The following is a 14,920-nucleotide window of genomic DNA, read 5'->3' on the forward strand; positions in this document are numbered from 1 at the left end:
ACATTGAATTAAGCCCGACACTGCGACCGGGCATCTCCTGTGAGGATTACCTGATGCCCAATCGTCTCCCCGTGACCGTTTTGTCGGGCTTTCTCGGCGCCGGCAAAAGCACGCTGCTCAACTACGTGCTGCGTAACCGCGACAACCTGCGAGTCGCCGTGATCGTCAACGACATGAGCGAAATCAACATCGATGGCAGCGAAGTTCAGCGTGATGTCACCCTGAACCGCGCCGAAGAAAAACTCGTGGAAATGAGCAACGGCTGCATCTGCTGCACCTTGCGTGAAGACCTGCTCGAGGAAGTCAGCAAACTCGCCAAGGACGGCCGCTTCGATTACTTGTTGATCGAATCCACCGGCATTTCCGAACCTCTTCCCGTGGCGGAAACCTTCACCTTCCGCGACGAAGAAGGGCAAAGCCTGGCCGACATCGCGCGGCTCGACACCATGGTCACTGTGGTCGATGGCATGAACTTCCTGCTCGATTATCAGGCCGCCGAAAGCCTCGCCTCTCGTGGCGAAACCCTTGGCGAAGAGGACGAGCGCTCGATCACCGACCTGTTGATCGAGCAGATCGAATTCGCCGACGTGATCCTGATCAGCAAGATCGATTTGATCAGCAGCCGCGAGCGCCAGGAGCTGATCGCGATCCTCGAGCGATTGAACTCGCAAGCCGAAATCATCCCGATGGTCATGGGCGAAATCCCGCTGAAAAAGATCCTCAATACCGGTCGTTTCGACTTTGAAAAAGCGGCGCAGGCGCCAGGCTGGTTGCAGGAACTTCGCGGCGAACACGTACCGGAAACCGAGGAGTACGGCATCGCTTCCACGGCGTATCGAGCACGCAGACCGTTTCATCCACAGCGCTTTTTCAGCTTCATCGACCGTCCGTGGGTGAATGGCAAACTGCTGCGCTCGAAAGGTTTTTTCTGGCTGGCGAGTAAACCCATGGACGCGGGCAGTTGGTCTCAGGCGGGCGGTTTGATGCGCCACGGTTTTGCCGGACGCTGGTGGCGTTTCGTGCCGAAAACCCAATGGCCGCAGGACGAAGAAAGCACCGCCGGGATCATGGAAAACTGGACCGCCGCCACTGGCGATTGCCGGCAGGAACTGGTGTTCATTGGCCAGAACATCGACTTCAACTTACTCACTGCGGAACTCGACGACTGCCTGCTGAGTGATGAAGAAATGGCGTCCGGCGTCGAGGGCTGGCGATTGTTGCCCGATCCGTTCGGCCCTTGGCATGAAGAGGAAGCCGCGTGATGCTGGCGCCGACCTTGAAGTTACGACCGGTCATTTGCCAGGTTCAGGGTGAGACGCCGCAAGCCCTCGCACGGATTCTGGACGATGGCGTGAACCTCGCCATTTGGCAGCGCCGACTCCCGGTGCACATCGCCGATTTCGGCCGTTTGTTGCTGTCCCTGAACGAGCCATTGGCCGAGTCGCTGGTTTTGGAAATGCCCGGTGACGACACCGAGCCCAATCTGCAAGGGCTGGCCTCGGGCTTCAACGATCTTGAGGGCTATGAAGGCTTTATCGCCGACGTTTCCTGGTTGGTCAGCGCGTTCGCCTGTCTGTTGGGCGCCAAGCGCATCGGCGTGCGTCTACGGGTTCTGGACAAGGCCATGTGCCCGCGTTTTCACGTCGATCATGTGCCCGTGCGCTTGATCACCACGTACGCCGGAATCGGCAGCGAATGGCTGAAGGAAGGGGCGATGGATCGCCGCCAATTGAGCAAACCCGAAGCCGAACCCACGGATGATTCGCTGATCCAGCACATCGGCAGCGGATACGTGGCTTTACTCAAGGGCGAGAAATGGCATGGCAACGAAGGCTTTGGCCTGATCCACCGCTCGCCGCAACTCGCGCCGGGCGAGCGCCGTTTGATCCTGACCCTCGACTGGTTGGGTTAGCGAATCAAGGTTTGAGCCAGTTGCCCTGGCTCTGGCCTTCGCAAAACGGCTTCAGGTACGCCGCGTCGGTGGCCACGCCGTAATAGTGAATATCCTGCCGGTAAGGCATATTGGCGACTTGGGCATTGCTGCACACACCGAATGCACCGCCGGGGCATTGGTCGACGTATTGCACGTCGACTTTCTGGCCAGGAAGGCTGGGCTGGCAGAACCCGTCGGCGAAGAGCTTTTCCGGGATGTTGCGGTTCTGCTGGCAGACTTTCACGTCGAGTCGCTCAGCCGTGCTATGTACCACGCAGGCCTGGGCCAGCGCCTCGCCGCAAACCAGCGCCAGAAGCAACGTCCAGCCAATCAACCGCATCCTTTACCTCCTCAGAAAACACCGACCATGTTGCAGAACATTCCCACGCACGTCATTGCCGGCCCCTTGGGCGCAGGCAAGACCAGTTTGATCAAGCATCTGTTGGCGCAGCGGCCGGCGAACGAGCGCTGGGCGGTGTTGATCAACGAGTTCGGCCAGATCGGCCTCGACGCTGCGTTACTGACCCTGGACGCCGATGGTATCGCACTGGGTGAAGTGGCCGGGGGGTGTTTGTGTTGCGTCAATGGTGCGCCATTTCAGATTGGCCTCGGACGCTTGCTGCGCAAGGCGCGGCCGGATCGGTTGTTTATCGAGCCGTCCGGGCTGGGCCATCCGGCGCAGTTGCTCAGGCAATTGCAAGAGGCACCGTGGTTGGGTGTGCTGGCCGTTCAGCCCAGCGTGCTGGTGCTGGATGCCCAAGCGCTGGCGGCCGGCAAACCGCTGCCTGTGACGCAGCAGGAGGCGTTGGGCAGCGCCGGGTTGTTGCTGCTGAACAAGTCGGAAAACCTCGACACAGGCGATCGTCAGCGAGTCGTTGCGCAGTTGCCGGCGCGTCGCGTGTACTGGACGCAGCAGGCCATGTTGCCATTGAGCGAGTTGCCCGGCCTGGAGGCGAAGGCTGTGGCGGGTGTGGATAACTTCGTCCAACCCAAAGGAATGGCGCAGATGCCGGCCGTCTGGACTGATCCCGAGGTGCCGATTTGCTTGAGTCAGGAGCAGGAGGGTGGCTGGAGCATTGGCTGGCGCTGGCATCCGAACCAGACATTCGATTCCGCGCGTGTTGGCCGATGGCTTGAAAGCCTTGCCTGGCGGCGGGCGAAGCTGGTTATCCACAGCAGCGACGGCTGGGTTTCAGCGAATGCCCTGGATAACTCGACGCTGGATTGGCAGCCCAGCGAGTGGCGTCGGGATTCACGGATCGAGCTGATTTTTACTGAGCCGCAGGATATTGAGTTGCTGCAAAGAGGTTTGGCCGACTGCCGGTCGAATTAAAGATCAAAAGATCGCAGCCTGCGGCAGCTCCTACATGGGAATGCGAAGTCCTGTAGGAGCTGCCGCAGGCTGCGATCTTATGATTTATGGACGCCATTTTGTGTGTTCTTGCCGCCACTGACTAAGCTCAATCACTTCAGCGCGAGGCTTCGCCACGTCGACCACCGGAGGCGTGTCGTCGAACGGCATCGGGTAGGGCGCCAGTTCGATCTGCGCGCTGTGGGCGCCGAACTGGGTGATGGTGCCGTTGTGGCGAGTTTCGCCAGTCACCGTGAACTCGAAGTTATACACGCGGGCCAAGCGTCGCCGCCCGTTGGCATCCTTGATGAAGGCGATTTTTTTCAGCGCCACGTTGCCGTCCAGCAACTCGATCCCGAGCTTGACGCAATGCAGCTTGACCCGCTCCAGCGCGCGCTCGCGCAAGCCATGGTTGTGCCACAGCCACGCGCCGCCGGTGGCGAGCAGCATCAACACGAAGATATTTCCGAGGGTCAGCATCAACAGGGTGCTCCAACTAGATAGTGTCAGCTTAACTGCGTCGCCGGTCTGTCGTACAGGCTGCGTTTAGTCGCATACTGCGCGGCTTGAATTTCAATCGGTTTACGGAAAACTCACCGCATGAAACGTACGCCCCATCTGCTCGCCATTCAGTCCCACGTGGTGTTCGGCCACGCTGGCAACAGCGCCGCGGTTTTCCCGATGCAGCGGGTCGGGGTGAATGTCTGGCCGCTCAATACGGTGCAGTTCTCCAACCACACCCAGTACGGGCAGTGGGCGGGCGAGGTGCTGGCGCCGCAGCAGATTCCAGAATTGGTCGAAGGCATCGCAGCGATTGGCGAACTGGGCAATTGTGATGCGGTGTTGTCCGGTTACCTCGGCAGTGCAGCCCAGGGCCGGGCGATCCTGACGGGCGTGGCGCGGATCAAGTCGATGAATCCCAAGGCGCTGTATCTGTGCGACCCGGTGATGGGCCATCCAGAGAAGGGGTGCAGTGTGCCGGCCGAAGTCAGCGATTTTCTGCTGGAAGAAGCGGCAGCCATGGCGGACTTCATGTGCCCGAACCAACTGGAGCTGGACAGCTTCTCGGGCCGCAAGCCGCAGTCGCTGTTCGATTGCCTGGCCATGGCGAAAGCGTTGCTGGCGCGCGGTCCGCAGGCGGTGCTGGTCAAGCATCTGGCCTATCCCGGTAAACCTGAGGATGCGTTCGAGATGTTGCTGGTGACGAACGAAGGCAGCTGGCACCTGCGACGTCCAATGCTGGCGTTTCCGCGTCAGCCGGTGGGCGTTGGCGACCTGACATCCGGCCTGTTTCTGGCGCGTGTACTGCTGGGAGACAGCCTGGTGGCGGCGTTCGAATTTGCTGCATCGGCGGTGCATGAAGTGCTGCTGGAGACCCAGGCGTGCGCCAGTTACGAGTTGGAGCTGGTGCGGGCGCAGGACCGGATTGCGCATCCGCGCGTGCGGTTTGAGGCGACCGCGATCAGCCTTTAAAAGCTTCGCGGGCAAGTCGGATCGCCGCACCGCTCGCTCCTACAAGTTTGAGCCGTACACAAAATGTGTAAACGACGCTGACTTGTAGGAGCGAGCGGTGCGGCGATCCGACTTGCCCGCGAATGCGATTTAACGGCCAAACGTATCAGGCGTCGCCCTTGATCTCCTGATAGCGCTTTTCCAGCTCCTGACGAATCTGCCGACGCTGCTGGGCCTGCATGTAGCGGCGTTTGTCTTCGCTGTTCTGCGGTTGCAGCGGCGGCACGGCAGCCGGTTTACGGTCATCATCCACCGCGACCATGGTGAAGAAGCAGCTGTTGGTGTGGCGCACCGAGCGCTCGCGGATGTTTTCGGTCACCACCTTGATGCCGACCTCCATGGAGGTGTTGCCGGTGTAGTTGACCGACGCCAGAAAGGTCACCAGTTCGCCGACATGGATCGGCTCGCGAAAAATCACCTGATCCACCGACAGGGTCACCACGTAGCGGCCGGCATAGCGGCTGGCGCAGGCGTAGGCCACTTCGTCCAGGTACTTGAGCAAGGTACCGCCGTGGACATTGCCAGAGAAGTTGGCCATGTCGGGAGTCATCAGTACCGTCATCGACAGCTGGGCGTTTCCGGGTTCCATAGCGTTCTCACGGTTCAAGGCAGGTTTCGGAGGAGTGCACCTCTGCGGGTGCCTGTTCGGTTTTTTCAAACCACAGTTATCGGGACGCCGGGCGGGTGATCGCCGTCACGCCGGATCGATCTGTTTCCATATATTGCACCGCCTTTCTGGCGGAAGTCGCGGTGTTAACCTCCGAAAGTCGGCCTTAAGGAGCCCCACACCATGCATGCCATCAGTTTTATTCAGGATCTGGCAGTGATCATGCTGGTCGCAGGCGTGGTGACCGTACTGTTTCACCGCCTCAAACAACCGGTCGTCCTCGGCTACATCGTCGCCGGGTTCATCATCGGCCCGCACACGCCACCCTTTGGCCTGATCCACGACGAAGAAACCATCAAGACCCTCGCCGAACTCGGGGTGATTTTCCTGATGTTCTGCCTCGGCCTGGAGTTCAGCCTGCGCAAACTGTTCAAGGTCGGCGCCACGGCGTTTATCGCGGCGTTCCTGGAAATCGTGCTGATGATCTGGATCGGCTACGAAATCGGCCGCTGGTTCGACTGGAACACCATGGACTCGCTGTTCCTCGGCGCGATCCTGGCCATCTCATCGACCACCATCATCGTCAAGGCACTCAATGACCTGAAGATGAAAAACGAGCGTTTCGCGCAGCTGATTTTCGGCGTACTGATCGTCGAGGACATTCTCGGCATTGGCATCATTGCCTTGCTGTCGAGCATCGCGGTCAGCGGCACGGTCAGCTCCGGTGAAGTGTTTTCCACGGTTGGCAAACTGTCGCTGTTCATGATCGTCGCGCTGGTGATCGGGATTCTGCTGGTGCCGCGATTGCTGGCCTACGTGGCCAAATTCGAAAGCAACGAGATGCTCCTGATCACCGTGCTGGGCCTGTGTTTCGGCTTCTGCCTGTTGGTGGTCAAGCTCGAATACAGCATGGTGCTCGGCGCGTTCCTGATTGGCGCGATCATGGCCGAGTCGCGGCAATTGCTGAAGATCGAGCGATTGATCGAGCCGGTTCGCGACCTGTTCAGTGCGATCTTTTTCGTCGCCATCGGGCTGATGCTCGACCCGATGATCCTGCTGCAATACGCCTGGCCAATCGCAGTCATCACCGTCGCTGTGGTGCTCGGCAAAATGCTGTCCTGTGGCCTCGGTGCCTTTATCGCCGGCAATGACGGACGCACTTCACTGCGCGTGGGGATGGGTCTTTCGCAGATTGGAGAATTTTCTTTCATCATCGCGGCACTGGGGATGACCCTGCAGGTCACCAGCAACTTCCTCTACCCGGTCGCCGTGGCGGTGTCGGTGATCACCACGCTGCTGACGCCTTATCTGATCCGCGCCGCTGATCCGCTGTCGATCAAACTGGCAGGCGTGATGCCGCAGCGGTTGGGCCGCGTATTGGGGATGTATGGCGAATGGCTGCGCAGCATCCAGCCTCAAGGCGAGGGCGCGCTACTGGCGTCGATGATCCGGCGGATTCTGTTGCAGGTGGGGGTCAATCTGGCGCTGGTGATTGCGATCTTCTTCTCAGGCGCTTTCTTTGCCGAACGAATGTCCGCTTATTTGCAGGACTGGATCAGCGACCCGAGTTGGCAGAAGGCGTTGATCTGGGGCGGGGCATTGCTGTTGTCGCTACCGTTCCTGATCGCCGCCTATCGCAAGCTCAAGGCGCTATCAATGTTGTTGGCGGAGATGGGCGTGAAACCAGAGATGGCCGGCCGTCACACGCAGCGAGTGCGTCGGGTGATCGCCGAGGTGATCCCGATCCTTTCGCTGTTGGTGATCTTCCTGCTGTTGGCAGCCTTGTCGGCCAGTATTCTGCCGACCAACAAGTTGCTGGTGTTGATTGTCGTGGTTGCGGCCGCCGTGGCGGCGCTGCTCTGGCGCTGGTTCATCCGCGTGCACACGCGGATGCAGGTGGCCTTGCTGGAAACCCTGGACAATCACAAGGAATCTTCGGGGCATTGACTACTCGGCGCGTCAGACGGCTCAGCTTTCCAGCCAGACGTCTCGTGCCCAGTGCCACACCGATTCCCAGGTTTCTTCGGCGAGCAGCTCTTCCTCGGCTTGCCACAGCACTACAGTGCCGTCTTCTTCGACGCAGTAGTAGTCATCACCGTCCTGGCAGATCGGGATCAGGCTGCGATCGACACCGGCGTCCCAGGCGTTGGCGGCAACGTCCGGCAGGTAGGTGTGGGATTGCGGGTCGGTGACGGTCACCGGCTCCAGGCTGCCGTAGACCACGTCGCTGACGGTCAGCAAAAATTCTCTGAAAACAAACGGAATATCGATGAACAGTTGTTCTTCGATTTCGACCAGCAGGTCTTCGTCGGGCAGCTCCAAGGGGACCGGTACCGGTTCGTTGGCTTCACGCAGTTGTTCGATGATTTCTTCCACGTCCGGGATCCTCTTGCTTGTATGGCGCGGTTTAGTTGGGGCGGTTTATACAGTAGCTCGCTATAGATGCAACCGTGAAATAGAAAACCCCGGCCGAGGCCGGGGTTTTTGTTGCGACACATTTAACGCAGGTCGGTTCAGCCGTTCTGGCGGATACCGGCAACCAGCCAAGGCTGGTTTTCACCCTGTGGACGTTCCATGTTCCAGCTTTCGCTGAACACTTCGCCCTGGTCGAAACGCGAGGTTTTCGACACGCCGCTGAAGGTCAGGGTGGCAATGGTCTTGTCGGCGCGATCATCGACGCCATCCAGTTGAACATTGAGGTTATCAATGTAGGTGGACTGGAAACCTTCACCCAGATCGGCACGTTCGCGCTTGAGGAACTCAAGCAATTGCGGGGTCACGAACTCGGCGATCTTGTCCATTTCGTTGGCGTCCCAATGTTGCTGCAGGGACTGGAAGTGGTTGCGGGCCGCTTCAATGAAGTTCTTTTCATTGAACCAGGCTGGCGCGTTGATGACCGGACGAGCGGCAGCCGGAGCGGCCGAACCACCGAAGATCGAACCCATTGCGGTTGGCTTCTGCTCGAACACTTCACGCTGCATCGGTGCGCCAGCCGGAGCCAGGTGCTCCTGCTGCTTGCGACGACGAGCGGCGATGAAACGGAAGACCAGGAAGGCGATGACCGCCATGATCAGGATGTCGAAGATCTGCATGCCCTGGAAGCCGCCGCCCATGAACATGGAAGCCAGCAGGCCACCGGCCGCGATACCGGCCAGAGGGCCGAGCCAGCGCGAAGCACCGCCGGCCTTGGCGGCAGCGCCAGCGGCACCGGCCGCGCCCGCAGTGGCAGCAGCGCCACCTGCAGCAGAAGAAGGAGCCATTTGGCTGGTCTGGTGAGTCGGCGCAGCGCCGGAGCTCTTGCCGCCACCAAAGCGCTTGGCGTTGGCGTCGAGGCTCATCGTCAGGCCGATGCACAACGCCATGGCGATGCTAAGAAAACGTTTCATAAAGGGAATTCCCATTTGTGGATGGCACGCGCGCCATGTTGCACAGCTGAAGTGTTACTGGCTAGCGGCAGAGTGTTTCGGGCTTTTGCCTGACAGGTCGTGTTCAGCTTCAGTCAGGGCAATAAGGCCTGTTAACTTCGGTCCGTAGGACGAATGGATAGTCTCTGTAGGAAGGCGCCTAGCGTCGCAGCGCCAGCATGACCACACCGGCCGTGATCAGGCCGATTCCGCCCCATTGGCGCAGGTCGAGTTTTTCACCCAGCAAGATCACGCCGAGCACCGCCACCAGCACCACACTGAGTTTGTCCACCGGAGCGACCAGCGAGGCCGGCCCCAGTTTCAATGCGCGGAAGTAGCAGATCCACGAGGCGCCTGTGGCCAGTCCCGACAGCAGCAGGAACAAGTAGCTCCTGGCCGAGATCGATCCTAATGACTGATATTGGCCCGTGGCGTACAAAATCAAGGCCAGGCTGACCAACACCACCACGGTGCGCAGCAAAGTGGCGAAGTCGGAGTTGACGTTTTCGATGCCGATTTTGGCAAAGATCGCGGTCATGGCGGCAAAAGCTGCCGACATCAGGGCCCAGAATGTCCAGGAAGAAAAGAAGCCTGAGCCCATGGTTCGCGCCTTTATAAGATCAACCTACCGAGGTGGAAATCAAAACTAATCCCTGTGGGAGCGAGCCTGCTCGCGATAGCCGCACCACGGTTTTCCGGATAAACCGCGGCGCCTTCATTCGCGAGCAGGCTCGCTCCTACAGAAAAGCCGATAGCCCTTAGACCGCTTCCAGTTTGGCGTAACCCAACATCAGCCACTTGCTGCCTTCGCTGAAGTTCACCTGCACCCGGGCCTGCGCGCCGGCACCTTCGAAGTTCAGGATCACGCCATCGCCAAACACCGAATGCCGTACGGTCTGACCGAGGCTGAACCCGGTGTCGGGAATCTCGCTGCCACCAAACAGGCTGCTGGAACTCTGTTGCTGACCGCCGCCAAACGGGCGGCTGACACTGTTGGACAGGCGCACTTCCTGGATCAGGCCTTTCGGCACTTCACGTACGAAACGCGAGACCTTGTTGTAGGTTTCGCTGCCATACAGGCGTCTGGTTTCAGCATAGGTCATCACCAGGTTCTGCATCGCCCGGGTAATGCCGACGTAGGCCAAACGACGCTCTTCCTCAAGACGACCCGGCTCTTCCAGGCTCATCTTGTGCGGGAACAGGCCTTCTTCCATGCCCACCAGGAACACGTAAGGGAATTCCAGGCCTTTGGCGCTGTGCAATGTCATCAGTTGAATGCTGTCTTCGTGCTCATCGGCCTGAGTGTCACCCGCCTCCAGCGACGCATGACCGAGGAACGCCGCCAGTGGGGTCAGGTCCTCGTCCTCTTCAGCGTTCTCGAAGTTGCGTGCGGCGCTGACCAGTTCCTCAAGGTTTTCTACCCGAGCCTGGCCTTTTTCACCTTTTTCCGCTTCGTGATAGGCAATCAGTCCGGACTGCTCGATGACGGTCTGAGTCATCAGGTGCAGCGGCATTTCCATGCACTTGGCGGCGAGGTTCTCGATCAGCTCGATAAACGCGCCAAGCGCACCTGCTGCGCGACCGGTCAGGCCTTTATTGGCGACCAGCAGGCGCATCGCTTCCCACATCGACACATCGCTGTGGCGCGCATGGTCGCGAATCGCTTCAACAGTTTTCTCGCCGATGCCGCGTGCCGGAACGTTGATCACCCGCTCCAGCGCTGCATCGTTGCCACGACCTTCCAGCAAGCGCAGGTAAGCCATGGCGTTCTTGATTTCGGCCCGCTCGAAGAAGCGCTGACCGCCATAGATGCGGTAGGGAATGCGCTCGCGCAGCAAGGCTTCTTCCAAAACGCGCGATTGGGCGTTGGAGCGGTACAAAATCGCGATATCGCTGCGAGCCAAGCCGGTTTTCAGCGCGCTTTCGATGGTTTCCACCACGTAGCGTGCTTCATCGTGTTCGTTGAACGCCGCGTACAGATTGATCGCTTCGCCTTCGCCGCCGTCGGTCCACAGCTCTTTGCCCATACGCCCGGTGTTGTTGGCGATCAGGGCGTTGGCTGCCTTGAGGATACCGGCAGTGGAGCGGTAGTTCTGCTCCAGACGAATGGTTTCGGCGTCCGGGAAATCGTCGGAGTACTGATAGATGTTCTCGATTTTCGCGCCGCGCCAGCCGTAGATCGACTGATCGTCGTCGCCCACCACCATCAGGCTGTCGCCGCCCTTGGCCAACAGTCGCAGCCAGGCGTACTGCACGGCGTTGGTGTCCTGGAACTCGTCCACCAGAATGTGCCGGAAGCGCTTCTGATAGTGCGCCAGCAAACCCGGGTGATCGCGCCACAAGTCGAGGGCGCGCAGCAGCAATTCGGAGAAGTCGATCACGCCAGCGCGCAGGCACGCGGCCTCGTAGGCCTCATAAATGCTGCGCATGGTCGCCAGGAACAGGTCGCCGCTGGCTTGAATGTGTTGCGGACGCAGACCTTCGTCTTTCTGCCCGTTGATGAACCACTGGGCCTGACGGGCCGGCCAGCGTTGCTCGTCCAGACCCAATTCGCGAATAACGCGTTTGACCAGACGTTGCTGGTCGTCGCTGTCGAGAATCTGGAAGGTCTGGCTCAGGCCGGCTTCCTGCCAGTGCGCCCGCAGCAAGCGGTGCGCCAGACCGTGGAAAGTGCCGACCCACATGCCGGCCGGGTTAATACCCATCAACTGCTCGATGCGATGACGCATCTCGGCAGCGGCCTTGTTGGTGAAGGTCACCGACAGGATTGAGTGGGGCGAGGCGTTTTCGACCTGGATCAACCAGGCGATACGGTGCACCAGCACTCGGGTTTTACCGGAACCAGCACCGGCCAGGACCAACTGACGACCCACGGAGGCAGCTACGGCCTGGCGTTGGGCATCGTTGAGAGAGTTCAGCAGAAGGGAGAGATCATCGCGCATCGGGGCATTCTAGGGGGCGGCGCCACACCGGGCAAACCCCGCTTTGCTTTAGCCGATGAAAGATATGCGAAGGACGACCGGTCGGTCACTGGCTGCAGGCGTTGGCGGGGCTCGCTTGCAGCGTTTTCAGGGGGTAAAAGGGTTCCGGGCTTTTGTAGAAATTATGATCTGGAGCAGTTTGGTAAGGGCATTGGCTTGTGTATGCTCCGTCCACGTTTCGGGCTCATGCTCACCATTATAAGAACAAGAACATTGCCTATGACCCTCAGCTCCGACCTGTCGGGCCCCACTGTGGAGCCCCGGGTTATCCGCAAACAGTACGCCATGGAAATGGCGGTCGAACGCACGCGCCTGCTTTATCAAGGCTCGCTGCTGCCGACGCTGTTCATGCTGATCAATGGCCTGGTGTGTGCGGGACTGCTCTGGAGTCCGCAGCGCTACTTCCTGGTCAGCGTCTGGCTGGTGTGGCTGTTATCGCTGGTAGCGTTGCGGGTGATTCAGGTCGCCGCTTTCGACTCCGCCATTCCCAACCGCCAGGCCCATCCGGTCTGGCGTCGCATGTTTTTACTCGGTTCGGCCATGACCGGCCTGACCCTGGCCGGCGCCGGTATTGCCCTGGTGCCCGCCGACAACTTCATCCAGCAAGCCTGGGTGTTCGGCCTGATCGGCGCGGCAGCCCTCTCGGCCAGCGTCGCTTACGCCGTCAGCCTGCCAGCCTTCTTGTCCTTCACCTTGCCGTGCCTGTTACCGGCCATCGCTTATCTGTTCTGGGGCGGTGAGGAGCAGGAGCAGGGTTGGGGCTGGTTCGGCCTGATTTTGCTGGGGGCGTTGAGCGTGGTCGCCTGGCAGGTCAATCGGCTGATCGATCGCGGCTTGTTGCGCCGCTTCCAGAATCAGGCATTGATCGAGCACTTGCAGCAGGCCCAGAGCCGTAGTGACCAGTTGAACCACGATCTGGCCAAAGAAATCGATCAGCGCCGTCGTGCCGAAGACGAGTTGCGAGAAATTCAGATCGGACTGGAAAGCCGCGTCGCCCAGCGCAGCCTTGAGCTGGATGCTGCCAACCAGGCCCTGAGCAAAAGCGAGGCGCGCCTGGCGCTGGCCTTGAAGGCCAGCGAGCTGGGGCTGTGGGACTGGAACCTGCAGACCGACGAAGTCCATCACACCCATATTCAAGAATTGTTCGGCCTGGAGCCGGAGTTCGTGACGGCCATGCTGCGTCACCTCAAGCCGCGCCTGCATCCCGAGGACTTGCCGTCGCTGAGACGCGCACTGGTCGAGCATCTGAAGGGCCGCAGCGAGGACTACCAGATTGAATACCGCGTGCGCCATGGAGATGGCCATTGGGTCTGGATCGAGGACCGCGGTCGAGCGGTGGAGCGCAGTGACAGTGGTCGGGTGATCCGCATGGTCGGCACCCGCCGCGACATCAGCGCCAGCAAAAGTCTGGAAGCCCAGCAGCAACTGGCGGCGACGGTGTTCGAGGCCGCCAGCGAAGGCATCATGATTTTCGATCCGAATTACGCACTTATCGCGGTAAACCAGGCGTTCAGCCGCTTAACGGGCTACGACATCGACGACATGCTCGGGCGTAACGTCGTGGAGCTGCCGTGCAGTCGCGATGCCCGTCGCCACTACGGGGCGATTCATCAGGCGCTGGAGCAACACGGCAGTTGGCAGGGCGAGCTGGTAGAAACGCGCAAGAACGGCGAGCTGTATCCGCAATGGCTGCAATTGAACGCCGTGCGCGATACGCGGGGAAATGTCAGCCATATCGTCGGCTTCTTCGCCGATCTCTCGGCGCGGCGCGAATCCGAAGAGCGCATGCGCTACTTGACCCACTACGATGAACTGACTGGCCTGGCCAACCGTTCGTTGTTCCGCGAAAGGTTGCGTGAAGCCCATCAGCGCGTGCGCCAGGGCGGGCGCAGTCTGGCGTTGTTGCACATAAACCTTGATCGCTTCAAGTTGCTCAACGACAGCCTTGGTCATGAAATCGCCGATCAGCTGTTGCAGAAAATGGCCCGGCGGCTGGTCAATGCTCTGCCGGAAGCAGACACCATCGCCCGATTGTCCGGCGATGAGTTCGCCGTGCTGTTCGACGCTTACGGCAACCTTTCGAGCCTGGCGCGGGTGGCGACTCGCCTGTCGGCCAAGCTGCGTTTGCCGGTGACGGTCGATGGGCATGAGCTGGTGGTCAGCGCGTCCATGGGCATCAGCATGTTGCCGGACAACGCACGGGAAATCTCCGCGCTGGTGAGTCAGTCGAACATGGCCATGCAACACGCCAAACACTTGGGCGGCAACAATTTCCAGTTCTACACCGACAGTCTGCAAGCCAGCACGCTTGAGCGCTTGCAGCTGGAAAACCAGCTGCGTAAAGCCATCGAAGAAAAACAACTGAAAGTGTTTTACCAACCCAAGCTTTGCCTCGCCACAGGCCGGCTGAATGCCGCCGAGGCATTGGTGCGCTGGGATCACCCGACCATGGGCCGCGTGCCGCCGTCGGACTTCATCGGCCTGGCCGAGGAAACCGGGCTGATCGGCCCGATCGGCGAGTTCGTGTTGCGTCAGGCGTGCTGGCAAGCCTGCGAATGGCAACGTCAGGGGCTGGAACCGATTCGGGTATCGGTCAATTTGTCGGTGCATCAATTGCGCCAGGGCAAGCTGGTCAGTCTGGTGCGCCAAGTATTGGAAGAAACCGGCCTGGCACCGCACTACCTCGAACTGGAGCTTACCGAAAGCCAGTTGCTGGACAGCGTTGAGCACATCATCGCGACGTTCCAGCAGCTACGTGATCTTGGGGTGAAGCTGGCCATCGACGATTTCGGCACCGGCTATTCGTCCCTGAGCTACCTCAAGCGCATCCCGGTGGATTACGTGAAGATCGATCAGGCATTCATTCGCGGCCTGGGGGAGGGGAGCGTGGATGCGGCGATCACCCGGGCGATCATCGCAATGGCCCACGGATTGTCGTTGAAGGTGGTGGCTGAAGGCGTGGAGCGGTCGGAGCAGCTCGAGTTTTTGCAGGCTGAGCGCTGCGATGAAGTGCAGGGGTATTTGATCAGTCGCCCGATAGAAGCGGGTGGGTTGGCGGACCTTCTGCGAGCGCAATCCGCCTACTGAACGTGCGTCGCACAATCACACCTTCCCGCCACTAAAATGACGGGA

At 60.0% G+C, this 14,920-nt stretch carries 13 protein-coding genes; 6 read left to right on the top strand and 7 right to left on the bottom strand.

The genetic code is table 11. The annotated features are described in order from the left end of the window. The first annotated feature begins 53 nt into the window (after positions 1-53). Positions 54-1,262 (top strand): zinc metallochaperone GTPase ZigA, encoded by a 1,209-nt coding sequence (zigA, locus tag ACYZUC_RS20420; RefSeq protein ID WP_461989991.1) that lies wholly within the window; start codon positions 54-56, stop codon positions 1,260-1,262. Next, on the top strand, positions 1,262-1,912 hold the full coding sequence (locus ACYZUC_RS20425; protein ID WP_461989993.1) for a DUF1826 domain-containing protein: 651 nt from the start codon (positions 1,262-1,264) through the stop codon (positions 1,910-1,912). Before zigA ends, ACYZUC_RS20425 begins: the two co-directional genes overlap by 1 nt. Before the next feature lie 4 nt (positions 1,913-1,916). Here ACYZUC_RS20425 and ACYZUC_RS20430 read toward each other — a convergent pair whose 3' ends face one another. Continuing rightward, positions 1,917-2,273, bottom strand: coding sequence for an NADH:ubiquinone oxidoreductase (locus ACYZUC_RS20430; RefSeq protein ID WP_461989995.1), 357 nt, complete (start codon positions 2,271-2,273; stop codon positions 1,917-1,919). A 27-nt stretch (positions 2,274-2,300) separates the two neighbouring features. Here ACYZUC_RS20430 and ACYZUC_RS20435 point away from each other — a divergent pair, with 27 nt between their 5' ends. Beyond that, the gene (locus ACYZUC_RS20435; protein ID WP_461989997.1) at positions 2,301-3,266 is read left to right on the top strand and encodes a CobW family GTP-binding protein; all 966 of its coding nucleotides are present in this window, start codon (positions 2,301-2,303) and stop codon (positions 3,264-3,266) included. An 84-nt stretch (positions 3,267-3,350) separates the two neighbouring features. On the opposite strand, the gene ACYZUC_RS20440 is transcribed toward ACYZUC_RS20435, so the two are convergent. Further along, positions 3,351-3,764: a DUF3301 domain-containing protein gene (locus tag ACYZUC_RS20440; RefSeq protein WP_008027461.1), complete on the bottom strand. Its 414-nt coding sequence runs from the start codon at positions 3,762-3,764 to the stop codon at positions 3,351-3,353. Positions 3,765-3,884: 120 nt separating this feature from the next. Here ACYZUC_RS20440 and pdxY point away from each other — a divergent pair, with 120 nt between their 5' ends. After that, the gene (gene pdxY, locus ACYZUC_RS20445) at positions 3,885-4,757 is read left to right on the top strand and encodes a pyridoxal kinase PdxY (protein WP_461989998.1); all 873 of its coding nucleotides are present in this window, start codon (positions 3,885-3,887) and stop codon (positions 4,755-4,757) included. Between the two features lie 145 nt (positions 4,758-4,902). Here pdxY and ACYZUC_RS20450 read toward each other — a convergent pair whose 3' ends face one another. Further along, entirely contained in the window at positions 4,903-5,385 is a 483-nt protein-coding gene (locus ACYZUC_RS20450; RefSeq protein WP_008027457.1) for an acyl-CoA thioesterase, read from the bottom strand. Positions 5,386-5,586: 201 nt separating this feature from the next. Between ACYZUC_RS20450 and ACYZUC_RS20455 the strand changes: the two genes are divergently transcribed. Next, entirely contained in the window at positions 5,587-7,350 is a 1,764-nt protein-coding gene (locus ACYZUC_RS20455; protein WP_461990001.1) for a cation:proton antiporter, read from the top strand. A 21-nt stretch (positions 7,351-7,371) separates the two neighbouring features. On the opposite strand, the gene ACYZUC_RS20460 is transcribed toward ACYZUC_RS20455, so the two are convergent. From ACYZUC_RS20460 to uvrD, 4 genes are all read right to left on the bottom strand, one after another. Next, the gene (locus ACYZUC_RS20460; protein WP_461990003.1) at positions 7,372-7,779 is read right to left on the bottom strand and encodes an SMI1/KNR4 family protein; all 408 of its coding nucleotides are present in this window, start codon (positions 7,777-7,779) and stop codon (positions 7,372-7,374) included. A gap of 137 nt (positions 7,780-7,916) precedes the next feature. Continuing rightward, complete coding sequence (locus tag ACYZUC_RS20465) at positions 7,917-8,789, bottom strand: Tim44 domain-containing protein (protein ID WP_461990005.1); 873 nt, start codon at positions 8,787-8,789, stop codon at positions 7,917-7,919. A 178-nt stretch (positions 8,790-8,967) separates the two neighbouring features. Continuing rightward, the gene (locus ACYZUC_RS20470) at positions 8,968-9,408 is read right to left on the bottom strand and encodes an EamA family transporter (protein WP_007934436.1); all 441 of its coding nucleotides are present in this window, start codon (positions 9,406-9,408) and stop codon (positions 8,968-8,970) included. A 157-nt stretch (positions 9,409-9,565) separates the two neighbouring features. Beyond that, positions 9,566-11,749: a DNA helicase II gene (gene uvrD / locus ACYZUC_RS20475; RefSeq protein ID WP_223415547.1), complete on the bottom strand. Its 2,184-nt coding sequence runs from the start codon at positions 11,747-11,749 to the stop codon at positions 9,566-9,568. Positions 11,750-12,007: 258 nt separating this feature from the next. On the opposite strand from uvrD, the gene ACYZUC_RS20480 reads away from it, so the two are divergent. Further along, positions 12,008-14,875, top strand: a complete 2,868-nt coding sequence (locus ACYZUC_RS20480; RefSeq protein ID WP_461990008.1) for an EAL domain-containing protein — start codon at positions 12,008-12,010, stop codon at positions 14,873-14,875. Positions 14,876-14,920 lie beyond the last annotated feature (45 nt).

The organism is Pseudomonas sp. GT1P32 (assembly GCF_054897805.1).